This window comes from Paraburkholderia sp. BR10937 (assembly GCF_040965695.1).
Lineage (GTDB): Bacteria > Pseudomonadota > Gammaproteobacteria > Burkholderiales > Burkholderiaceae > Paraburkholderia.
On record NZ_JBFRCL010000025.1, the window covers coordinates 95,078 to 115,162 of the forward strand.

The following is a 20,085-nucleotide window of genomic DNA, read 5'->3' on the forward strand; positions in this document are numbered from 1 at the left end:
GCCGGCACCGCATCGGCTTTGCGCTACCGTCCCGCTTGCGGCCCGGCTTCGTCCTTTGCGAGGCCGGTCTCGTCGACATAGCGATCGACAGCACTGCTGACGGTCGGATCGAAGCGGTCCGGGCCGATGTCTTCGAGCAAATCGAAGCGCTTGAGCTTGTCGCGCACCGGGTCCTTCATCTCCGCGAAATGCAGCACGATGCCGCGCTCGCGCAGCGCATGGGTCAGTTCGCGCAGCATGTCGGCGGACGTGACGTCCACGCTCGTCACGGGCTCCGCCGCCACCACGACCCGGCGCACCGGCGTGGGCGACGCTTCCACCGCTTCCATCAGGCGCTGCTGGAACAACTCGGCATTCGCGAAGAACAGCGGCGCGTCCCAGCGAAACAGCACGAGACCCGGCGTGCGCACGGCTTCGGGATAGCGCTCGATGTCGTGATAGCCGCGCAACCCTTCCACGCGGCCGAGCACCGCGAAATGAGGCCGCCAGCCGTCCCAGAGGAATTCGATCACGGCGATCAGGACGGCGAGGCCAATGCCGGGAATCGCCCCGAAAACCGCGACTGCCACGAAGCAACCGATCGACAGCCAGAACTCCCACTGCTGAATCCGGTAGATGCGTTTGAGATCCGCGATTTCGAACAGCCCGAGCGCGGCGGCGATCACCACGGCGGCGAGCGCGCTATTGGGCAAATAGCGCAACAGGTTGGGCGCGACCATGAGCAGCGCCGCCACGGCGAGCGCGCCGACTACGCCGGTTAGCTGTGTGCGGGCACCCGCGGCTTCGGCAACCGGCGTGCGCGAGGCGCTGCTGCTGATCGGAAAGCCCTGGAACAAGCCGGCCGCGAAGTTCGCCACGCCGAGGCCCACCATCTCCTGGTTCGGGTCGACGCGCGCATGAAAGCGCGCCGCATAGGTGCGCGAAAGCACGCTCGTATCGGCGAAGGCGATCAACGCGACGGCCGCGCCGCCCAGCACGATCTTGACGAAGTCCGCGTTGGCGACCCACGGCAGCGAAAGTCCAGGCAAGCCCTGGGGAATCGTGCCCAGCACTTTCACGCCCAGGGTGTCGAGATGAAGCAGACTGACCGAGAGCGTGGCCACGATCACGGCGATCAGGATGCCGGGCACCTTGTCGAAGCGCTTGAGCACGAGGATCAGCACGAGGCTTCCCGCGCCCACGGCGAAGCTGTACCAGTTTGCCTCGCCGCGCGCGAGCGCCTGGGCGAGGCTGAGCAGGTCTCTCATCGGGCCCTGCTCGTCGATGGAAACGGCAAAGAGCTTCGGCAACTGGCTGATCAGCACGGCGAGCGCGATGCCGTTCATGTAGCCGTATCGAATGGGCTTGGACAACAGCTCCGTGATGAAGCCGAGGCGCAACAGCCCCATGACGACGCAGACGAGACCCGAAACGATCGCCATCATGCTCGCCACGCCAATGGCGCGTGCGGGGTCGCCGCCCGCGACCTGCACCACCACGGCGAGTATCGGCGCGGCAAGCGCGGAGTCGGGGCCGAGCACGAGAATGCGGCTGGGCCCGAAAATGGCATAGGCCAGCAACGGAATGATCGTGGCATAGAGGCCATAGACACCGGGCACACCGGACGCCGCCGCATAAGCAATGCCGACCGGCACGAGCATGGTGGTCAGCACGAGTCCCGCAGCGAGATCGTTGAGCAACCAGCCGCGTTGATAAGTCTTGAGCAACGTGACGCCGGGCAGCCAGCGCAGCCAGGGCTGGCTTGCGGTCGCACTGGCAGGCTGTGCGTTGGGAGAGGCAGGTCTTTCCATTTCCATTGGCCGGTTAATTGTCATGAGAATGCTGGCGCTGGGAATCGTGGAGCCGACGGCGTGCGCTAAAAAGAATAGGTGAAATATGCGTGTCACAAAAGAAGCCGCGTTCGCCCGTCCCGACTCGGGAATCCTGAACACGGTTTCACACCGCCTTCCCGCACTTTTTCGGGCATCGCCCGCAGCCACTGTGCCAACCGGGTGCGACGTATCGCTTCTGCACTGCTGCGGTGCACAACGGGTTGCGCGCCGCGTTTCCGCGCGGCGCGCCCAAAACCCCATCCAGCAAGGCTTTGCGGCCAGCTGACAAACTGGCACGCACCTTGCTGAACTTTCCAGCGCGCCCAGCGATGGCGCGCAATGCACCGATTAACCGTCGAAGACTTCATGCCGACGATCACCGAATCTCCATGCTGCGCGTACTGCTCGTAACCGACACCGACAAGCCAATCGGCGACCTGCGCGACGCGCTCGCCAGGCTCGGCTACGACATGCTCGCCGAGCCCGCGACGCCGCAGGCGCTGCATCGCGTCGTCGAGCGCGAGCGGCCCGACGTCATCATCATCGACACCGAGTCGCCCTCGCGCGACACGCTCGAACAGCTCGCGGTGATGAACGCCACCGCGCCGCGCCCGGTACTGATGTTCAGCCACGACGCCAACCAGCAGCTGATCCGCTCGGCCGTGAACGCGGGCGTGACCGCCTATCTCGTGGAAGGGCTCGCGAGCGAGCGCCTTGCGCCGATCCTCGAAGTCGCGCTCGCGCGCTTCGCCCAGGAAGCGCAGTTGCGCGAGCGTCTCACGCAGGCCGAAAACGAGCTGGCCGAGCGCAAGCTGATCGACCGCGCGAAGCGCATCCTGATGGAGCAACAGAAACTGACCGAGCCCGCTGCCTACGCGGCGCTGCGCAAGCGCGCGATGAACCAGAGCGTGAAGCTCGCCGAAGTCGCCCGCCAGATCGTCGCGCTCGCGCAAGCGCAGGAACGACCCGATTGAGCAGGAACGAAGCTCGCCCATGAACGCCACCCCTACCCTCGCCGCGCCCGAGAAAACCCATCTGAAGATCGGCTTCGTGCCGCTCGCCGACGCCGCGCCGCTCGTCGCCGCGAAGCTGCTGGAGTTCGGCCACGCGCACGGCCTCACGCTCGAGCTCTCGCGCCAGCCCTCGTGGGCCGCGCTGCGCGACAAGCTGCTGTCCGGCGAACTCGACGCCGCGCATTCGCTCTACGGGCTCGTCTACGGCGTGCAGCTCGGCCTGGGTGGCCCGCAGACCGACATGGCCGTGCTGATGGTACTCAACCGCAACGGCCAGGCCATTACGCTCTCGAACCGTCTCGCGGATGCGCTCGCCGAACACGGCTCGCTGCCTCGCGCGCTCGCCACGCTGGCGCGCAAGCCCGTGTTCGCGCAGACCTTCCCCACCGGCACGCACGCGATGTGGCTGTACTACTGGCTCGCTTCGCAGGGCGTGCATCCGCTGCGTGACATCGAGAGCGTGGTGATACCGCCGCCGCAGATGGTGGCGGCACTCGCCGAAGATCGCCTCGACGGCCTGTGCGTGGGCGAACCTTGGCCAGGGCTCGCGCAGCAGCGCGGCGTGGGGCGCACGCTCATCGCGAGCGGGGCGATCTGGCCGGATCATCCCGAGAAGGTGCTCGCCTGCCGGCGCGATTTCGTGCAACGCCATCCGAACACCGCGCGCGCGCTCGTGCAGACGATGCTCGAAGCGTGCCGCTGGCTGGACGGCGAAGGCAATCGACGCGAGATTGCGCAGTGGCTCGCACGCCCGGAGATGCTGGATGTGGACGCCGCGCTGATCGCGGCACGGCTCGAAGCGGACGCGGCATTGCGCGCGCCAGGCATGAAGTTCTTCGAGGAAGGCCGCGTGAATTATCCGCACGAATCCGAAGGCGTGTGGTTTCTGACGCAGTTCGAACGATGGGGCATGATCGCGCGCCGAAGCGACTATCGCGAGATCGCGCGCGGCTTGAACCAGACGGCGCTGTACGGGCAAGCGGCGGCGGCGATGGGAATCGCGCTGCCGGCAGAGACGGCCACCGCGCCGTTCGTCGATGGACGCGTCTGGGACGGAGAAGACGCGGTGGGGTATGTGGAAGGGTTCGGCATCAAGGCGTAAGCGCGGCTGGCCGCGCTCAGCCGCTTACTTCACGACGACCTGCGTATGCCCCACGACAGGCGGCTTCTCGAAGTACGGGCCGACGAGGCGGCGCCATTCCTGAAAGTCGTCCGACTCGCGAAAGTGCACCATGTGATCCTCGACGGTATCCCACTGCACGACGAGCACATACTGGTTCGGCTCTTCCACGCCGCGCTGCAGTTCCACGCCGTGGCAGCCGCGTGCGCGGTGAAAGAGCGGCAGCGCCTGCGCCACGGCTGCCTCGAATTCGGCGTTCTTGCCTGCGCTCACCGTGATGTGCGCCATCTCATAGACCATCCTGTTCTCCTTGTGATTCGCGTTGATTCGCGTTGGTTCGCGTTTGATCCGCCACTGCAGTCAATGTGTGTTCAGGCGTTCGATCACTTCGTCCGCAATCGCGAGCGAAGCCGTCAGCCCCGGCGACTCGATGCCGTAGAGGTTCACGAGCCCGCTCACGCCGTGCTCGCGCGCGCCCTGGATCACGAAGTCGCCGCCATGCTTGCCCTCGGCCAGCTTCGGGCGAATGCCAGCATAACCCGGTTGCAGCGCGTCGTCAGGCAGCGCGGGCCAGTAGGTGCGAATTGCCTCGTAGAATTTCGCCGCGCGGCCCGGGTCCACGGTGTAGTCGATCGTGTCGATCCACTCCACGTCGGGACCGAAGCGCGCCTGGCCGCCAAGGTCGATCGTCAGGTGCACGCCCAGGCCCCCTTCCTCCGGCACCGGATAGATGAGCCGCGAAAACGGCGCCGCGCCCGCCAGCGAGTAGTAATTGCCCTTCGCGTAGCGCCCCGGCGGAATCGATCGCGCCGGCACGCCTTCGATGCATGCCGCGATCTGCTGCGCGTAGAGGCCCGCACTGTTCACGACGCGCGTGGCGAGCAACTCCATCGGCTCGTCGCCGCCTACCTTGAGGAGCGTCGGCTGGCCCGGCCGCACGAGGCCCCCCGTGACCGGCGAGCAAAACGCGAGCATGCCGCCCGCCGCTTCGAAGTCGCCCTGTAGCGCGAGCATCAAACCGTGGCTGTCGACGATGCCCGTGGAGGGCGATTCGAGCGCCGCCACGCAATTGAGCGCGGGTTCCCGTGCGCGCGCCTCGCCACGGTCGAGCCAGCGCAGGTCGTTCACGCCGTTGGCGGCGGCCGCCGCGCGAATCGCTCGCAGCGCGTCGAGTTGCCCTTCGTGCGTCGCGACGATGAACTTGCCGCAACGGCTGAACTCCACGCTCTTCTCTTCGCAATACGCGTACAGCTTGTGCTTTCCTTGCACGCACAAGCGCGCCTTGAGTGAGCCTTGCGGGTAGTAAATGCCCGCGTGTATCACTTCGCTGTTGCGCGAGCTGGTGCCCGTGCCGATGGCGTTTTCCGCCTCGACGAGGACGGTTTCCCAGCCCTGCTGGGCGCACGCGCGCGCAACCGCGAGCCCGACCACACCCGCGCCGATTACGACGCAATCCACGGTATCCGTCATGAGACTTCCTTCCTCGTCACGCGAGTGCTGTTGCGACTGGCATTATTTTGCCCAATTCGCGAGCCTTTCGTGAAAGGATGCGCACCATGAAAAAACGCCGCCCGATCAGCCGATCGGGCGGCGTCAAACAACTACCGGAGATGATGAAACTAGAGGGGCATCAGAAGTGCGTATGCAGGCCCACGCGAGCAACCGCCTGGCTCTGACCGCTCGAAGCACCATCCGAGGAGTTCATGCCGTTGATCTGCGCAAGACCGCCCGAGCTGGCGCGCTGGTACACGCCCAGCACGTACACGCTGGTGCGCTTGGAAAGCGCGTAATCGACGATCGCTGCGACCTGGTGCGCGTGATTGTTGTCGACCACCTCGTTGCCCTTCATGTACATGTACGACGCGCCGGCGCTGAGTGCAGGCGTGAAGTTGTAGTGCGCGCCCACCGAGCCCTGATACACCGAGCCGCCGTTGGCTGAGTTATGCACGGTGGTAAAGAGCGCGTTCGTGATCCAGCCGCCGAAACGGTAGTGCGCGCCGATACCCCAGTTGCGCACGCTCACGTCGCCTTCGCCCGTCACGACGGTCTTGAGGTTCGTATAGGCCGCGTTCACGCCGAAATCATGTGCCGAGTAGTTCAGCGCGAAGCTCGTGCCATTGGCCGTGCCGATCGAACCGGCCACGCCGCCGAAGCTGTACATCGCGCCCGCGCTGAAGCCGCCGAACGTCGGCGACAGATACTTCACCGAGTTGTTGACGGTTTCGCCAGCCATGCGGTCCCAGTCGAACGAACCAGTCGGGTTGTTCGGCAGCGCGAGCTTCTGGAACGGACCCGCGCGGAAATCGTAGAAGTGGCCCGAGAGCTCCGCCGGATCGTTGCCCGCGAAATACAGCGAGTCCGTCATGAAGTCGTACTGGTTACCGAGCGTGAGCTTGCCCAGCTTGTCGTTGCTCAGACCCAGAATCGACGTACGGCTGAAGAGACTCTTGTTCGGCATGAACGCGCCGTTGTCCACCTGGAACTGGTTGACGAGCTGGAAGAAGGCCTTCGTGCCGCCGCCCAGGTCTTCCGTGCCGGTCATGCCCCAGAGGTTCGGGCCGTTCACGCCGTCGTCCATCTTGACGTTGTGCTTGCCGCCCTGGTTGCTCACGTAGGTAATGCCCGTGTCCATCATGCCGTAGAGCGTCACGCTGCTTTGCGCGAACGCCGGTGCGGCACACGCCATCACACCGATGGCCCCCGTAATCGCCAATGCAATTTTTTTGTACTGCTTATGATCCTGCATTCTCCAAGTCTCCTGTTTTGAACAAACCTGTTTTTCGAGCATCGAAGGGTAGCGCTCTCGCCGCCCCGAGATCCGGCGAGACGCAAGAGAAGCGCGCGGCGTGTGGGGCCGCGCGGGTCAAACGCGTTCGGGTGGGCGAAGCGCCCGCCCGAACGCAAAAGCGATTCAGGAAATCAAACGGCCAGGCAAACGCTCAGACCGCGTCGGGCACCTTGCGCGTCTTCAGGAACGCTTCGAGGGTTTCGCCGCGCATGCTCGCGTACATGCCGAGATTCGTGATCTTCACCACGCGCGCGAACTTCTCGAGCACGAAGAAGCACACGCCGTATTGAATGAGGCCGAGCCAGTCTGTCGCATCGACGAGCGCGCGCTCCTCGCTGGTGAGCGCGGCGGCGTCGTAGGCGGCCGTGCGGTCGCGCAGCCACAGGTCGCGCGCCTGCGGCAGGCGCATTTCCCAGAAGAAGCGATTCAGGCGCATGGCCTTCATGCTCTGGCGAATGTCGAAGGGGTACGTGCCCGTCAGTTCCTCGATGCCAACCAGTTGCGGATTCATTGCCGGCCCTCTTCTTCGTACACCGTGACCGCCATCGCCGTGCTGGTCGCGAGATAGTAGTTGCGATGGACTTCGCGGATCTTGCCGCCCAGCGCCCCGCGCATGGCGAGCCACATGATCGTCTCCACGCTTTCCGCGCCGCCAAGGCGCACGTAGTCCACGTGCTTCATGCGTGCGAGGCGCTCCGGATCGTTCACGATCAGATCGAGGAACTCCATGTCCCATTCGGTGTTGTTGTAACCGCTGCGTTCGCCGTGCACCTGGTGCGAAAGGCCGCCCGTGCCGACCACCACCACGTCGAGATCCTGCTCGAACGATTCGATCGCGCGGCGCAGCGCCTGGCCGATCCGGTAGCAGCGGTTGGCCGTGGGCAGCGGATACTGGAGCACGTTCACCTGGATCGGCACCAGCGCCGCGGGCCAGCCGCCTTCGTGCGGCAGCATGAGCGAGAGCGGCGAGTTGCAGCCGTGGTCGAGCGGCTTGTCCTGGAAGATCGTGAGATCGAACTCGTCGTTGACGAGCTGCTCGGCGATATGGATCGCGAGATCGGGGTGGCCCGCGATGTCCGGCAGCGCGCGCTTGCCCGCGCCTTCGTCGGCGAACTCGTGCCTGGCGGAAACGCCCAGCGCGAACGTCGGGTAGCAGTCGAAGAAGAAACTGTTGGCGTGGTCGTTGTAGAACATCACGAGCGCGTCCGGCTTGCGTTCGGCGAGCCACTGCGCGACCGGTTCGTACCCCTGGAAGAGCGGCGCCCACGCGGGTTCGTTCTGCTTGCCCTTGTCGTATGCCATGCCGATTGTCGGCACGTGCGATGTGCCGATGCCGCCCACTATTCTTGCCATGATCTTGCCCTCTGCTGCTGTTCATGCGGCGCACTCGCGCCGCGCTGGACCGGATGCGTCGGCAGACGCCTTCGATCCATCACTTGGGATACGAAATTACAAAAACGCCGCCCAAACCGTAAGCAAGGGTTAACCACGAATTTTTCTCTTTCCCTCTTGAATTCAAGGCTTGTGCGCGCTTGCGCACACTTGGCCGATCGCGCAAACCCGCGCGCCGCAAAGGATTTTGGTATCCTGAAACCCTGTTGCGGGAACTGCGGCCGATCCGCCCCGGCAACCCCCTCATAAGCGAAACAGATATCAAAAGAACGAACTCGCAAGGGCCGCGCGCGCCATGCGCCGCGCGCCGCGCCCGCTGCGATTCACACATGACATGAACGGGACGACCCAGCAAACCATCGTGCAGGCGCTGCGCACGCGCATCCTCTCCGGCGACCTCGAGCCCGGCGAGCGGCTCGTCGAGGCGCAGCTCGCCGAGCGCCTCGGCATTTCGCGCACGCCGCTGCGCTATGCGCTGAGTGTGCTCGCCACCGAAGGCCTCGTCGAGCGTTCGGGCGCGCGCGGCTACACCGTGCGGCGCTTTTCGGTGACCGACGTGCTCAACGCCATCGACGTGCGCGGCGTGCTCGAAGGGCTCGCCGCACGCACGGTCGCCGAGCGCGGCGTGGACGCAGCGCTCGCGCGCGCGCTCGAAGACTGCCTGCGCGAAGGCGACGCGATTTTCGCGGCCGGCGTGCTCGACAGCGAAGCGGAAACGCGCTACGCCACGATGAACGGCCGCTTCCACGCACTGATTGTGGAAGCGGCGCACAATCTTGCGGTGAGCGCCGCGCTCGGGCTCAACGACAAGATTCCATTCGTCTCGCCGGGCACGGTGGTGTTCGACAAGGCCGCGCAGCAGCGTCAGTTCATGATGCTCTCGTATGCGCACCGCCAGCATCACGCCATTGTCGGCGCGCTCGTGAACGGCGAAGGCGCGCGCGTCGAGGCGCTGATGAAAGAGCACACGCATATTTCGAAGGAGAGCCTCAATCTCTCGGTCGACCGGCTGCATCTGAGCACGGTCGGCGACGCCGCCGCAGTTGGCACGGTTGCCACGGTCGCCGCATGAGACACGGCGCGTATCCCACCCAAAAAGACATGATCGAGCCGTGAGCCAGCCCGAACTCCTGAACCTCGCGCACCTGCGCGCTTTTCGCCTCGTTGCCGACACGGGCAGCGCCACGCGCGCCGCTTCGGCCCTGTATCGCGCCCAGTCGGCCGTCACACGCTCGGTGCAGGAACTGGAGACTGCGCTGGGCGCACCGCTCTTCGAGCGCAAGCCGTCGGGCATGCTGCCCACGGCCGTGGGCCGCGTGGTGCTCGAGCGCTGCGCGCGCATTTTCGGCGAACTGGAAGAACTCGCGCAGTGGTGCGCCGCGCGCCAGGCGCGCCGGCGCGCGTTGAGCGAAGGCACGCTGCCCGCGTATCTGCTCAACACGCGGCGGCTGCAGCTGTTCGTTGCTCTCGCGCGGCACCGCCATATGCCGAGCACGGCCAATGCATTCGGCATCAGCCAGCCCGCCGTGAGCAGCGCCATGCGCGTGCTCGAAAGCGGCTCGGGTGTCACGCTCTTCCATCGCGGGCCGCGCGGCGTGCTGCTCACGGCCGAGGGCGAAACTTTCCTGCTGCACGTGCGCCGCGCGCTCAACGAACTGCGTCACGTGCCCGACGATATCGCGGCGCTGCACGGCAATATCCAGGGCGCGGTGACGGTCGGCGCGCTGCCATTGGGCCGCACGCTGATCCTGCCGGCCGCCATCGCGCGCCTTTCCGCGCAGCATCCGGGCGTGCGCGTGGTGACCGACGAAAGCGCCTATGAACTGCTCGTGGCAGGCCTGCGCGCCGGCGACGTGGACTTCGTGCTCGGCGCACTGCGCGAAAACGATGCGGCGAGCGGCCTCGGCAACGAACGATTGATGTCGGAAGACATGATCGTGCTCGCGCGGCGCGACCATCCGCTCGCGAAAAAGCATGGCCTCACGCTGAACGATCTGCGTGATGCGCAATGGATACTTTCGCGCACGCATTCGCCCTCGCGCGGTCTGCTCGAAGCGCAGTTCCGCCGCGTGAAGCTCAAGCCGCCCCTGCCCACCGTCGAAACCGCCGATCTCGCCGTGATTCGCGGGCTGCTGCTCGGCACGGACATGATCACGGCGCTCTCGGCGCAGCAGTTGCACTACGAAATCGAGTCGGGGCAACTGGTGATTCTCGACGTGCCGCTGCAGCACACGCGCCGCGATATCGGGCTCACGCTGCGCGCACAGGGTTCTCCCTCGCCTGCGGCACGCGCGCTGATCGACGCGATCCGGCTCGCGGTGATGGATGTTGCGCCCGCAACGCGTGTGGTGGAGGGGCGGCGCGCGGGTTGAGTGCTGTAGTTCGCCGCCTAATGTCCGGTTTCGTTGAGGTCGTCGTCGCGCCCGTTGTCGCGCTCATGCTCTTCCCCCGACACGAACCTGGAATTACCTCTATCGTCGACGCAGGTCTTCTTTTCAGACTTCCTGATCTGGTTTTTGTTGTTGTCTTTCACTTCCTTCACGACGTCCACCACGTCACAGGTCGCGGTGCTGGAACCTCCGGCGCTCCCTGCGCCGGATCCCACGGCATAGGTTTCCTCGACAGTACCGACCGTCGTCTGCTCGCTCGAGTTTGAGTACTCTATGCCCTCGCCAAGCACCCCGGAACTGCCCACCGGTGCGGAAGCGGGAATGGGATCGATTTGAGTGATGACATCGACCGACCCGTCATCATTGATCTGACCGACTTCAGCGGATGTCCCGGGATCGCTGAAGATCGCTTTCGTCTCTGTCACGGTAATGGGCACACCGTTCTCGACCACGGTGTCGGTGATGGTCTGCCTGGTTTCAAGGACAGTCGCACCGTTGAATGTGGCCACAACGGGTGGCGAGTCCGTCAGCGTCCCCGACCCGGTGACGGAAACGTTGTCTATCGTGCCGGAGACAGAGAAGCTCGCGGTGTCGCCGTTATCGACCTCATTGGCGAAAGCCGCCTGCAACGGCACTGAAACAGGCTGTGCGGATGCTGTACTCGTGTTGTTGCTACCGCCGCCACAGCCGCCAAGCAGTACTGCGGAAATCACGGCCACCACGGTGCGTCGCGTGGGAGACGCCGGCCGCGCGAGTTCGCCGCGAAGCTCAGCGAATGCAGTCCGCGCGGGATAGTGATGTCGCGTTGCACGTGCAGTTACTAGAGGATGACGTTTCATAACGAACTCCCCTGTGGCCTTCCGGGATTGTTCTCGATTGAAACGACTGGCCTCTCTTAGATTAGCGGGCTGGGCGTGTTCGTTCTATTGGACCAAGGTCCGATACGTGTGCAAAGCGTTGCCGGGGGCGGCCTTTCAGTCCAGGCGCTTTTCAAACCAGTGATGGGCATACGGTTCGGAATTGAAGGCATCGACTTCAACGAATCCGGATTGCCTGTATAGCGATATCGCTTCACGCAAAGTCTGGTTAGTCTCTAGACGAATCACGCGCGCTTTGGCCTGCCGGGCACGCTTCTCCGCCTCGACGATCAACCGGCGGCCAACGCCCATACCGCGCGCGGAAGGACTCACCCACATTCTCTTGAGTTCGGCCGGGGACTTCTTGTGAAACTTCAGCGCGACGCAGCCGATCGGGCTTGCATGGAGTCTCGCGACGATTAACGCGCCCGCCGGCGCCGTCAGTTCGAGCGCATCTGCCGACAGACTTATGGACGGGTCGAATCCGGCTTCGAAGCGCTGGTCGAGTTCGCTGAAGTACTGCTCAAAACACCAGCGCGCATCCTCGGTCTCAGGGTCCTCAAGCGCAAAATGCACAAGCGATGCCTGCAGCAGATGTTCGACCTCGGACATGGCTTCGATCAGTCGCCGACGCTGCTTGTCGCCGAGCGGTTCGAGCACGCGTAACGCGACCGCGTCGGAAAGCCGTTCGAGTTCGGCCCTCTCGATGAGACCTGCTTCAGTCAGGCAAGCCCGGCGAACCCGGCGGTCGTTCGAATCAGTGAGGACAGCGACAAGTTTTTGCCGCTCAAGCGACGCCAGGGTACGGCTGACATAACCCGAATCAAGACTTAGCCGCGCGCGAAGCGTACGAATATCCGCGCCTTCGACACCGATCTCCCAGAGCAGGCGCGATTCGCCCATCGGGCGGCCTCGTCCGAGGAAATGATCGTCGATAGCGCCGATGCTTTCGGCGACTATGCGGTTAAAGCGACGAATCTGGGGAATGGAGGACGCACTCATATCTCTGACTTTAGTCAGAGATATCGAATCCGTCAACCTCGAGCCGAAGCGGGCGCAGTCGACAGGATGCCGTGCCCCCGGAGCTAATGGCCGCTGTGATTCAGAACATTCTGGAGGTCCTGGAGCAAGGGTGTGGGCGTGGATTCGAAGAGGAGCTGGAAGTCCTCTTCCGACACCGCATTGGGGGTGTCCATGGCGTAGAGACCACAAGGGACAATCCTTTACTAGAGACGGTCCCTGTCGGACTGCACTTGAGGCGCCTTGTTTCGGCAAGGCGGTTTCAGAAAATCCGTCTGCAAGACCTGTAATGTTCAAAGCGCGCAAGCCGTGTGCCGTTCAGCCAGGCGCCGCCCGGCGCTTTGTTATCGCAATGCCTGCCGGATTCCCAGCGCAATCATGAGCCCTCCACATGTGAGGTCGATCCATGCCTTCGCGCGACGATACGCCGTCGCAATCGCCGCGTGCGATAGAACGAGCGCGACTGCTCCGTACCAGCACGTCGCTGATACACCGACAGTAGCAAGCATCGCGAAGAACGTCGGCGTGGAAACGTGGCTGGGCACCGCTGAGGAAAACACCGCCGCATAAAAGGCGATGGACTTCGGATTCGCGATATTTGTCGCGATACCTTGCAGGAACGCGGCACGAAACAGAGGCGCCTTCGTTGGGTGACGTGCTTCTGACGGGGTTGCCCGTGCCGACACAATGAGCCGCAGCCCGAACCAGATCAGATAGGCCGCGCCAGCAAGCCTGATACCGACAGCGAGCCACGGGAAAATAGCGAACACCATGCCGATACCAAGGATGGCGCAAGTCGCCCAGAACAGATTCACCGTCACGATCCCGGCGACAAGCGCGAGCGCATCGGAGCGTCTGCCGGCTACCGCCTTCTGGGTGATTGCGACGAAGTTCGGCCCGGGTATGACGACAGCTGCCGCATAGACAGAAAAGACTGTCGCAATCGCAGACGCATTAACCATTTGTAGCCTCAGTGAATTGTGGTTGTACAAACCGTGGAGTCGCTTCATCCACCGGTATTCTGAAGCAAATCACGACTGACCGCTGCTGGCCGACTCCGGAGGCAGACCAGACGCTCAATCGCTGGTCGGGCGATTCGTCCGCTCGCAAGCATGGCGCCACTGAACGCCTACCTTGTTCGCTCCCAACCCCGGGCTCCGCCCAGCTCCGACAATTCAAGGCAGACACAGCCGCGGATGTCACCTCGAGCGCCCGCTAGTCACGCACGATGGCGTGCGGATCGATGGTGTAAGGATGCACGGGATGGTTGGGACCAATCCCGGCAGCGACGCGCGACAGCCAGGCAGCGAGTGCAGGGTAGGTTGCCAGGTCGATACCGACGTCGCCTGCGAGGTGGGTGTATGCGTAGATCGATATGTCGGCAATGGACAGGCAATCACCGACCAGGAAGGTCGCATCCGTCAGGGACCGATCGAGGGCTCGCAGCGCCTTCGCGGCGGTCTCCTGTTTGTCTGGGACCATCGCAGCATTACGCTTTAAGCGCCCCGTCAATGTCCAGAAACGCAAGGAGCCGATGACCGGTTCGATGTAGTACTGCTCGAAGCTGAGCCATTGAGCAACCTTGGCGCGCCCGAAGCGATCAGAAGGCAGGAAGTCGGTTCCATCAGCAAGAAACTGAAGGATCGCATTCGACTCGGACAGAGCGCGCCCGTCTTCCAGTTCGAGCGCTGGCACTGCGCCTGAGGGGTTGAGCTTGAGGAAGGCGTCGGTCTGCCCCGCGCCCTCGAAAATGGAGACCTCCTGGGTCTCATAGGGAATGCCGAGAAGGCGAAGCAGAACCCGGATCTTCCAGGCGTTCTGGGAGGGCAGACAGTCGTATAAGCGCAACATGTCGACTCCTGAGTGAGGAAGCCCAACTATGACGGATGTGGCCTGCGCTCAGCACTCCAGATATTGCGCTCAAATTCATCGGGTAAGCCGGTATCGCCATCGAACTCGAACGGGTGGACATAGCGTCAAAGCGCACACAAACCGGAGTCGACTTTCTCACAGTCAATCCAAAAGGAAACGTACCCGTACTCGAACTGGACGACAAGGATTTGCTTACGGAAAGCCCTGCAATCATGCAGTACCTGGCAGACCTGAAGCCAGAATGCGAACTCGCGCCTCCGAACGGGACGATGGCGCGCTACCGCCTGCAGGAGTGGCTCGGCTTCGTTAATTCAGATTTGCACAAAGGCTATTCCCCGCTTTTCAATTCCGCGACGCCCGAATTGGTCCGCCGAGAAAGACAAGGGGCGCTTTCTAGATACTATGGATTGCTGGAGAAGTTGCTGACGACTCAGCCATGGTTGCTGAGGGAGCGCTTCTCGGTAGCGGACGCCTATCTTTTCACAGTGACAAGCCGGGCCCCGCATGCTGGCCTGGATATATCACGGTTGCCCGCCATATCGGCGTTTCAGCAACGCGTGGGTGAGCGTCCGCATGTACGGGGAGCGTTGTTGGCGGAAGGTCTACTGCGGGACTGGCTCCAAGAGATCGCGCAGCAGCCGGCACCGGCGTCGACTGGACAAAGTACTCCGTTGACGCCCACTCGCCGATTCGACACGTGCCATCCCAGGGTTAACCTCGATAAATATATGCATAACGCACGCCGTAATACTAATTCTTACATCGAGGCTGCCCCTTGGAGATGAGAACGCTAACGTTTGCGCAGAGACTACGAGCAGGCAGGAACCACGAACTCACTTTCCGGAGTCATTGCGCCCGCATCACGCTCGCAGCTTATGTCGCCATCCTCGCGGGATGCGGAAATGCCGTTTCGGATTCGGACATCCAGTTCGTCACGGCCGCCATGCCGTCGCAGTTCGAGGCGTTCCGCATGTACGGCGCGGTCCCCTTTCGCGACGGCTCACCCGGTTTGTCCGCTCATGCGCCAGCCCGGCTCCAGCAGGGCTGCGAGGCGGTCGTTCGTGCGGCGAAGGGCAGTTTTCGCGAGTCGGTGGTCCTCGATAGCGAATCGGCCGAGTACTTCGAACTCGATGTTTCGCGCACGTCTGACGGATGGACTGTGACAACCGACAGTCTTTCCGCACCGAGCGGCAACTCCGTGGGGCTTCGCACCCAGTTCACGAACTGCCTCACGGCAATCAAGGACAAGCTTCGGGCCCAGCCCGCGCCGGTACAGTGAGCCATACTCCCGCATGGCGAACGGGCAGCGTACGTCCACCAGCTACGCCATGCCCGCCATGAAAGCGCTCTCGCCGCAAGCGAGTACCGCGCGGCCGGTCAGTCGAACTTGACCAGATCCTGGAAAACCAGCTGGGCCCACCTGCTGCCGCGTGCCTGGACGAGGAGACCGCCCTCGCCGATCTTCCCGAGTTCGACCGGCGCGAACCCGAGCCGCTCGACGAGGCCTGACACCGAAGCGCTTGCCGCCTCGTCGTCGCTAGAGACGAACACGACGCGCCGGCCGCCATGCGGCGTCGTTGGCCCCTGTGCCAGTGTGCCTGCGGGCAGGTGGTTGAAAGCCTTCACCAGCTTCGCGCCCGGAAACGCCGTTGCAACGGCCGCGCTAGAAGGCAGACCGTCCAGCTCCTTCACAGGCACGCCGTAAGCGTTCATGGCGTCGATCACGATCTTCCCCTGCCAGCTTTCGGCGGCCCGTGCGACGTCCTCGTGAGCGCCGAACGGCACAGCCAGGATGACAACGTCAGCCTCGACCGCGTCCTCGATCCGCTGCGGAACCAGCGACGGCCCGATCTGCGCGGCGAGCGCGTCGACCGGCCGCCGGCCTGCCACGGCGACCTTGATGCCCTGGCCGGCGAATGCCTGCGCGATGGCCGTGCCGATCTTCCCAAGCCCGATGATTGCGTAGCTCACTGAACTCTCCATTCGTTTTCCTAAGTAACCCAAAAATCACTTTGGCGGACGGTGCGCTCGGCCTCAGACCTGGCCGATGCCGCCGTCATTCATCAGATCCGCGCCCGTCATATAGGAACTCTGTTCGGAGGCGAGAAAGAGCGCGGCGCTGGCCATCTCCTCGGCCCGGGCGAGTCGACCGAGCGGGACCATGCTCTGGTACATGCTCACCAGATCGTCGCGCGTCGCCGACTGGGCGTCGAGGATCGGCGTGTCGGTAACGCCAGGGCTGAGCATGTTGACGCGAATGCCGCGATCCTTGAATTCGGCAGCCCAGGTGCGCGCATAGGAACGCAACGCGGCCTTGGTCGCGGCGTAGGCGGTGTGCCCGGGAATGCCCATCACGTGCATGGCCGAAGAAACCAGGATGATCGATCCACCGCCCGTCATCATCGGCAGCAGCTTCTGCACCAGAAAGACGGGGCCGCGCGCCATCAGGTTGAATGCCTTGTCGAAATGCGCTGGCGTGATGGTGTCGATCGAAGCCTGCTCGGTAAAGCCCGCGTTCGACACGATGATGTCGACGACACCCTTTTCGTCCCTGACTGCCGCGGCGACGCGGTCGAGGTCATCGAGATTCGCGGCGTCGGCCTGGATCGCAGTCACGTTGCGTCCGATCAGTTTGGCGGCCTCGTCGAGCTGGCCTTGCCGACGGCCGAAGATAAAGACGTGCGCGCCTTCGGCGACGAACCGCTGGGCGATCGCCAAGCCGATACCCGTCGTTGCGCCGCTGATGACGGCAACCTTGCCTGTGAGAGTGGACATGGGAATTTTCTGCCTCGTGGTGAATGGTAGAGACATCGTAATTGCCGCCCCGACGAATGATAATTAGCGGAGTTATCATGAGATCTATTCTTCGAGGGAATGGGTCTCACGAGAGACATGCAATGGACCGGTTTCACGAATTGAACGCCTTCATCGCCGTTGTCGAAGCGGGCGGCTTTTCCGCCGCCGCGCGTAGAACCGGCGATTCGCAGTCCGCCATCAGCAAGGCGATCGGTGCGCTGGAAAAACGCCTCGGCGTGCAGCTATTGAATCGCAGCACACGCAGCGTGACCCTGACGGATCAGGGGCAGAAATACTACGAGCGCACCAAGCCGCTGCTCGACGAGTTCGAGGTAGCCGACAACGAACTGAGCAGCAGCACGCTCGATGTCTCGGGCCTTGTCCGCATCGCCGCCGCCTCGACGTTCGGCCGCCTGCACGTTCTCCCGCTCATTCCCGACCTGCTGTCGCAGCATCCTGGGCTTCGGGTCGATCTCGTGTTGTCGGATTTCGTCCGCGATATGGTGGAGGATCGAATCGACCTCGCGATTCGGGTGGGCACCGTCAACGATCCCGATTCGGTCGTGCGGAAAATCGCCAGCACTCCGCTGGTCTGCGTGGGATCGCGCCGCTATTTCGAGCAGCACGGCATACCCAAGGATCCTGCGGATCTCGCGAGGCACAATTGCCTCGTCTACGGCGGTCTGATGGAATCGGCGAGCTGGCCGTTTCATGGGCCGCAAGGCCGGTTCAGCGTGCCGGTGCGAGGCAACCTGTCGTCGAACAGCGTCGAGACGATACGGTCGGCCGTGCTCGCGGGTGTGGGAATCGGCCTCTTCGCGAAGCTCTCGCTCACCGACGAACTCGAGCATCCCGACATCGTCACGGTGCTGGACGACTTCATTGGGGACGCCCGTGATGTCAGTATCGTGTGGCCGAGGCGTCGTTTCGTGCCCGCGCGCGTGCGCCGGATCACCGACTTCTTTGCGGCTGCGCTGCCGCAGCGCCTGTAGAAGCGCGCGACGGCCTCGCACGCAAGACGTCACGCAACGCTCGCAAGCTGCGCGCGTCGAGCGCCTGCGTCGTTCGACATCGATTCGCGCACGTGGCGCGCGAATTCCTGCGCCGCGGGCTGAACCGTCGCGGGCAATCGCAGGCAGATCGCGAACGGCGGCAGCGCGGGCAAGTCGGATGCTTGAGGCGCGAGCGTCTCGAGGTCGGCCGGCACCGTGGAGGCGAGCCAGGTCGTGATCGCGAGGCCTGCACGCACCGTCGCGGCGGTCGCCTCGATGTTGCCGCTCTCGAACACCGTGCGCCACGCGATGCCCTCGTCCGCGAGCGCGCCGAGCACGACCGGCCGGAAGGCACATCGCTCGTCCACCATCGAAAGCGGCAGCGGCCGCTTCTGCCAGGCATCGCTGCCGCGACCCTTGACCCACACCAGCGGCTCGATGCGGACCACTTCGCCTTCGGCTTCGCTCGCGACATATTCGACCAGCGATAGATCCACGCGGCCGCTATGCACCGCTTCGCTCAACTCCGGCGACGCCGCACACACGAGGGAAATTTCCACTTGCGGATGCGCATCGGCGAACGCCTTCATCGCGGGCGCGAGCGGTGTCACGAGATCGTATGGCACGCCCACACGCAGGCTGCCGCGCAGGGATCGGCCGGTCATGTCGGCCCAGATTTCGTCGTTGAGCTGCAGCAGCTGGCGCGCCTTCACGAGAAATTGCTCGCCATGGCGCGACAGCTCCAGCCTGCGCGTCTTGCGCACGAACAGCAGGCAATCCAGCACGTCTTCGAGACGCTTCACCTGCTGGCTCACGGCGCCTTGCGTCATGTGCAGCAGATTCGCAGCGACCGTCATGCTGCCGCTATCGGCGACGGCAACAAAGGTGCGGATCAGATCGAGGTCGAGGTTTCGGCTCATTGACGCATTATGCCGCGTAATGGATCGCATCAGAATTATTGCCTTTGATGATGCGTCGGCGATCCGTACAGTGCAAGTTTTCTTCGCCCGGATTTACACCGATGACCTCGATCCTGCCGCTTCTTCTGTTTGTCGTCGTTGCGACCGTGACGCCTGGCGGCGCCACCACGCTCGCCACCGCTTCGGGCGCGCGCTTCGGCTTCGCGCGTTCGATTCCGCTGATGCTCGGCATCGCGATGGGCCTGGCGGTCCTCGCCGCCGTCGCCGGGCTCGGGCTGGGCGGTCTGCTGCTCGCGCTGCCGTCGCTGCAAACGGCGGTCAAGGCAGTCGGCTCCGCGTATTTGCTGTGGCTCGCGTGGCGCATCGCGCGCAGCGGGCCGCCAAATGAAGGTAACGGCCCCGCGCGCCCCATTACGCTCGTCAACGGTTGCCTGCTGCTCTGGCTCAACCCGAAAAGCTGGGCGATGACGGTCGGCGCGGCGGCGTCGTTCGCGCTGCTCGCAAGCAATCCGAACCGACTCGCGCTGCTGCTCGGCGCCGCATTCGGCGTCGCCGCGTGCGCCTCGCTCGCGCTGTGGTGCGCGCTCGGCGTACTGCTCGCGCGCCTCTTTCGCACGCCGCGCCACTGGCGCATCCTTAATCTTGCGATGGGCGTCCTGCTCGCCGCATCCGTCATTCCAGCATGGAGATAACGATGCCTGGTCATCCGTTTGCCGAATCGTTCGATCTTGAAGCCGCGTTCGCCGATGTGTCCGATTACTGGTCGCCGAAAGTCGTCGCCCAGGTCAACGATCAGTACGTCAAGGTCGCTAAGGTGCGCGGGCAGCTCGTGTGGCACGACCACGAGCACGAGGACGAACTGTTCTTCGTCGTGCGCGGCCATCTGAAGATCGAGTATGAAGGCGGGCGTGTCGTCGATCTGCCCGCGGGCTCGATGCACGTCGTGCCGCGCGGCACGCTGCACAATCCCGTCGCAGCGGACGAATGCTGGGTCGTGCTGATCGAGCCCGTGCAGACATTGCATACGGGGCGCGTGGAGTCGCCGTTGACGAGGACGATCGAAGAGCAGTTAGGCAAAGCACGCTAAAACGGCCCAGCGCGCGGACATCGACAA

Annotated in this window: 22 protein-coding genes; 9 read left to right on the forward strand and 13 right to left on the reverse strand. The window is 63.9% G+C overall.

The features are described 5' to 3' along the window. Positions 1-23 precede the first annotated feature (23 nt). Positions 24-1,790, reverse strand: a complete 1,767-nt coding sequence (locus AB4Y44_RS21490; protein WP_342923003.1) for a sulfate permease — start codon at positions 1,788-1,790, stop codon at positions 24-26. A 410-nt stretch (positions 1,791-2,200) separates the two neighbouring features. Here AB4Y44_RS21490 and AB4Y44_RS21495 point away from each other — a divergent pair, with 410 nt between their 5' ends. Together AB4Y44_RS21495 and AB4Y44_RS21500 are read left to right on the forward strand one after the other, a co-directional pair. Next, positions 2,201-2,785: an ANTAR domain-containing protein gene (locus AB4Y44_RS21495; RefSeq protein WP_342923004.1), complete on the forward strand. Its 585-nt coding sequence runs from the start codon at positions 2,201-2,203 to the stop codon at positions 2,783-2,785. A gap of 19 nt (positions 2,786-2,804) precedes the next feature. After that, entirely contained in the window at positions 2,805-3,926 is a 1,122-nt protein-coding gene (locus tag AB4Y44_RS21500; protein WP_368700831.1) for a CmpA/NrtA family ABC transporter substrate-binding protein, read from the forward strand. A 24-nt stretch (positions 3,927-3,950) separates the two neighbouring features. Here AB4Y44_RS21500 and AB4Y44_RS21505 read toward each other — a convergent pair whose 3' ends face one another. The 5 genes from AB4Y44_RS21505 to AB4Y44_RS21525 all read right to left on the reverse strand — a co-directional run bounded on the left by AB4Y44_RS21505 (position 3,951) and on the right by AB4Y44_RS21525 (position 8,085). Continuing rightward, on the reverse strand, positions 3,951-4,244 hold the full coding sequence (locus tag AB4Y44_RS21505; protein ID WP_342923006.1) for an antibiotic biosynthesis monooxygenase: 294 nt from the start codon (positions 4,242-4,244) through the stop codon (positions 3,951-3,953). Between the two features lie 60 nt (positions 4,245-4,304). Then, entirely contained in the window at positions 4,305-5,414 is a 1,110-nt protein-coding gene (locus AB4Y44_RS21510) for an NAD(P)/FAD-dependent oxidoreductase (RefSeq protein ID WP_368700832.1), read from the reverse strand. Between the two features lie 160 nt (positions 5,415-5,574). Next, entirely contained in the window at positions 5,575-6,630 is a 1,056-nt protein-coding gene (locus AB4Y44_RS21515; RefSeq protein WP_368700853.1) for a porin, read from the reverse strand. Between the two features lie 253 nt (positions 6,631-6,883). Then, complete coding sequence (locus AB4Y44_RS21520) at positions 6,884-7,243, reverse strand: protocatechuate 3,4-dioxygenase (RefSeq protein ID WP_324157852.1); 360 nt, start codon at positions 7,241-7,243, stop codon at positions 6,884-6,886. Beyond that, positions 7,240-8,085: a gallate dioxygenase gene (locus AB4Y44_RS21525; protein ID WP_342923008.1), complete on the reverse strand. Its 846-nt coding sequence runs from the start codon at positions 8,083-8,085 to the stop codon at positions 7,240-7,242. Before AB4Y44_RS21525 ends, AB4Y44_RS21520 begins: the two co-directional genes overlap by 4 nt. Before the next feature lie 373 nt (positions 8,086-8,458). On the opposite strand from AB4Y44_RS21525, the gene AB4Y44_RS21530 reads away from it, so the two are divergent. Then, positions 8,459-9,196, forward strand: coding sequence for a GntR family transcriptional regulator (locus tag AB4Y44_RS21530; protein ID WP_368700833.1), 738 nt, complete (start codon positions 8,459-8,461; stop codon positions 9,194-9,196). 40 nt (positions 9,197-9,236) lie between these two features. Next, positions 9,237-10,496, forward strand: a complete 1,260-nt coding sequence (locus AB4Y44_RS21535) for a LysR family transcriptional regulator (protein WP_342923010.1) — start codon at positions 9,237-9,239, stop codon at positions 10,494-10,496. 17 nt (positions 10,497-10,513) lie between these two features. On the opposite strand, the gene AB4Y44_RS21540 is transcribed toward AB4Y44_RS21535, so the two are convergent. From AB4Y44_RS21540 to AB4Y44_RS21555, 4 genes are all read right to left on the reverse strand, one after another. Next, positions 10,514-11,353 (reverse strand): hypothetical protein, encoded by an 840-nt coding sequence (locus AB4Y44_RS21540; protein ID WP_368700834.1) that lies wholly within the window; start codon positions 11,351-11,353, stop codon positions 10,514-10,516. Positions 11,354-11,488: 135 nt separating this feature from the next. Further along, positions 11,489-12,373: a helix-turn-helix domain-containing GNAT family N-acetyltransferase gene (locus tag AB4Y44_RS21545; protein ID WP_342923012.1), complete on the reverse strand. Its 885-nt coding sequence runs from the start codon at positions 12,371-12,373 to the stop codon at positions 11,489-11,491. 362 nt (positions 12,374-12,735) lie between these two features. Next, complete coding sequence (locus tag AB4Y44_RS21550; RefSeq protein WP_342923049.1) at positions 12,736-13,353, reverse strand: LysE family transporter; 618 nt, start codon at positions 13,351-13,353, stop codon at positions 12,736-12,738. A 253-nt stretch (positions 13,354-13,606) separates the two neighbouring features. After that, positions 13,607-14,242 carry a glutathione S-transferase family protein gene (locus tag AB4Y44_RS21555; protein ID WP_368700835.1) on the reverse strand — a complete coding sequence of 212 codons (636 nt, stop codon included), beginning with the start codon at positions 14,240-14,242 and terminating at the stop codon, positions 13,607-13,609. A gap of 98 nt (positions 14,243-14,340) precedes the next feature. On the opposite strand from AB4Y44_RS21555, the gene AB4Y44_RS21560 reads away from it, so the two are divergent. After that, on the forward strand, positions 14,341-15,048 hold the full coding sequence (locus tag AB4Y44_RS21560; RefSeq protein ID WP_368700854.1) for a glutathione binding-like protein: 708 nt from the start codon (positions 14,341-14,343) through the stop codon (positions 15,046-15,048). Further along, positions 15,045-15,542 carry a hypothetical protein gene (locus AB4Y44_RS21565; protein ID WP_342923014.1) on the forward strand — a complete coding sequence of 166 codons (498 nt, stop codon included), beginning with the start codon at positions 15,045-15,047 and terminating at the stop codon, positions 15,540-15,542. The genes AB4Y44_RS21560 and AB4Y44_RS21565 overlap by 4 nt, the downstream gene beginning before the upstream one ends. A 98-nt stretch (positions 15,543-15,640) precedes the next feature. On the opposite strand, the gene AB4Y44_RS21570 is transcribed toward AB4Y44_RS21565, so the two are convergent. Further along, the gene (locus AB4Y44_RS21570; protein WP_368700836.1) at positions 15,641-16,234 is read right to left on the reverse strand and encodes an NADPH-dependent F420 reductase; all 594 of its coding nucleotides are present in this window, start codon (positions 16,232-16,234) and stop codon (positions 15,641-15,643) included. A 63-nt stretch (positions 16,235-16,297) separates the two neighbouring features. After that, a complete protein-coding gene (locus tag AB4Y44_RS21575) occupies positions 16,298-17,038 on the reverse strand; it encodes an SDR family oxidoreductase (RefSeq protein WP_342923016.1) in 741 nt (246 codons plus the stop codon). 122 nt (positions 17,039-17,160) lie between these two features. Here AB4Y44_RS21575 and AB4Y44_RS21580 point away from each other — a divergent pair, with 122 nt between their 5' ends. Continuing rightward, positions 17,161-18,051: a LysR family transcriptional regulator gene (locus tag AB4Y44_RS21580; protein WP_368700837.1), complete on the forward strand. Its 891-nt coding sequence runs from the start codon at positions 17,161-17,163 to the stop codon at positions 18,049-18,051. A 29-nt stretch (positions 18,052-18,080) separates the two neighbouring features. Here the strand turns inward: AB4Y44_RS21580 and AB4Y44_RS21585 are convergent, their stop codons facing one another. Next, positions 18,081-18,971 carry a LysR substrate-binding domain-containing protein gene (locus tag AB4Y44_RS21585; RefSeq protein ID WP_368700838.1) on the reverse strand — a complete coding sequence of 297 codons (891 nt, stop codon included), beginning with the start codon at positions 18,969-18,971 and terminating at the stop codon, positions 18,081-18,083. Positions 18,972-19,072: 101 nt separating this feature from the next. On the opposite strand from AB4Y44_RS21585, the gene AB4Y44_RS21590 reads away from it, so the two are divergent. Together AB4Y44_RS21590 and AB4Y44_RS21595 are read left to right on the forward strand one after the other, a co-directional pair. Beyond that, on the forward strand, positions 19,073-19,663 hold the full coding sequence (locus AB4Y44_RS21590; protein WP_342923019.1) for a LysE family translocator: 591 nt from the start codon (positions 19,073-19,075) through the stop codon (positions 19,661-19,663). 2 nt (positions 19,664-19,665) lie between these two features. Then, positions 19,666-20,058 carry a cupin domain-containing protein gene (locus tag AB4Y44_RS21595; RefSeq protein WP_342923020.1) on the forward strand — a complete coding sequence of 131 codons (393 nt, stop codon included), beginning with the start codon at positions 19,666-19,668 and terminating at the stop codon, positions 20,056-20,058. Positions 20,059-20,085 lie beyond the last annotated feature (27 nt).

Excerpts from the sequence above, each read along its gene's own strand:
- AB4Y44_RS21490 (WP_342923003.1), bottom strand. The coding sequence starts at position 1,790 with ATGGAAAGACCTGCCTCTCCCAACGCACAGCCTGCCAGTGCGACCGCA.
- AB4Y44_RS21495 (WP_342923004.1), top strand. The coding sequence starts at position 2,201 with ATGCTGCGCGTACTGCTCGTAACCGACACCGACAAGCCAATCGGCGAC.
- AB4Y44_RS21500 (WP_368700831.1), top strand. The coding sequence starts at position 2,805 with ATGAACGCCACCCCTACCCTCGCCGCGCCCGAGAAAACCCATCTGAAG.
- AB4Y44_RS21505 (WP_342923006.1), bottom strand. The coding sequence starts at position 4,244 with ATGGTCTATGAGATGGCGCACATCACGGTGAGCGCAGGCAAGAACGCC.
- AB4Y44_RS21510 (WP_368700832.1), bottom strand. The coding sequence starts at position 5,414 with ATGACGGATACCGTGGATTGCGTCGTAATCGGCGCGGGTGTGGTCGGG.
- AB4Y44_RS21515 (WP_368700853.1), bottom strand. The coding sequence starts at position 6,630 with ATGGCGTGTGCCGCACCGGCGTTCGCGCAAAGCAGCGTGACGCTCTAC.
- AB4Y44_RS21520 (WP_324157852.1), bottom strand. The coding sequence starts at position 7,243 with ATGAATCCGCAACTGGTTGGCATCGAGGAACTGACGGGCACGTACCCC.
- AB4Y44_RS21525 (WP_342923008.1), bottom strand. The coding sequence starts at position 8,085 with ATGGCAAGAATAGTGGGCGGCATCGGCACATCGCACGTGCCGACAATC.
- AB4Y44_RS21530 (WP_368700833.1), top strand. The coding sequence starts at position 8,459 with ATGAACGGGACGACCCAGCAAACCATCGTGCAGGCGCTGCGCACGCGC.
- AB4Y44_RS21540 (WP_368700834.1), bottom strand. The coding sequence starts at position 11,353 with ATGAAACGTCATCCTCTAGTAACTGCACGTGCAACGCGACATCACTAT.
- AB4Y44_RS21545 (WP_342923012.1), bottom strand. The coding sequence starts at position 12,373 with ATGAGTGCGTCCTCCATTCCCCAGATTCGTCGCTTTAACCGCATAGTC.
- AB4Y44_RS21550 (WP_342923049.1), bottom strand. The coding sequence starts at position 13,353 with ATGGTTAATGCGTCTGCGATTGCGACAGTCTTTTCTGTCTATGCGGCA.
- AB4Y44_RS21555 (WP_368700835.1), bottom strand. The coding sequence starts at position 14,242 with ATGTTGCGCTTATACGACTGTCTGCCCTCCCAGAACGCCTGGAAGATC.
- AB4Y44_RS21565 (WP_342923014.1), top strand. The coding sequence starts at position 15,045 with ATGAGAACGCTAACGTTTGCGCAGAGACTACGAGCAGGCAGGAACCAC.
- AB4Y44_RS21575 (WP_342923016.1), bottom strand. The coding sequence starts at position 17,038 with ATGTCCACTCTCACAGGCAAGGTTGCCGTCATCAGCGGCGCAACGACG.
- AB4Y44_RS21580 (WP_368700837.1), top strand. The coding sequence starts at position 17,161 with ATGGACCGGTTTCACGAATTGAACGCCTTCATCGCCGTTGTCGAAGCG.
- AB4Y44_RS21585 (WP_368700838.1), bottom strand. The coding sequence starts at position 18,971 with ATGAGCCGAAACCTCGACCTCGATCTGATCCGCACCTTTGTTGCCGTC.
- AB4Y44_RS21590 (WP_342923019.1), top strand. The coding sequence starts at position 19,073 with ATGACCTCGATCCTGCCGCTTCTTCTGTTTGTCGTCGTTGCGACCGTG.
- AB4Y44_RS21595 (WP_342923020.1), top strand. The coding sequence starts at position 19,666 with ATGCCTGGTCATCCGTTTGCCGAATCGTTCGATCTTGAAGCCGCGTTC.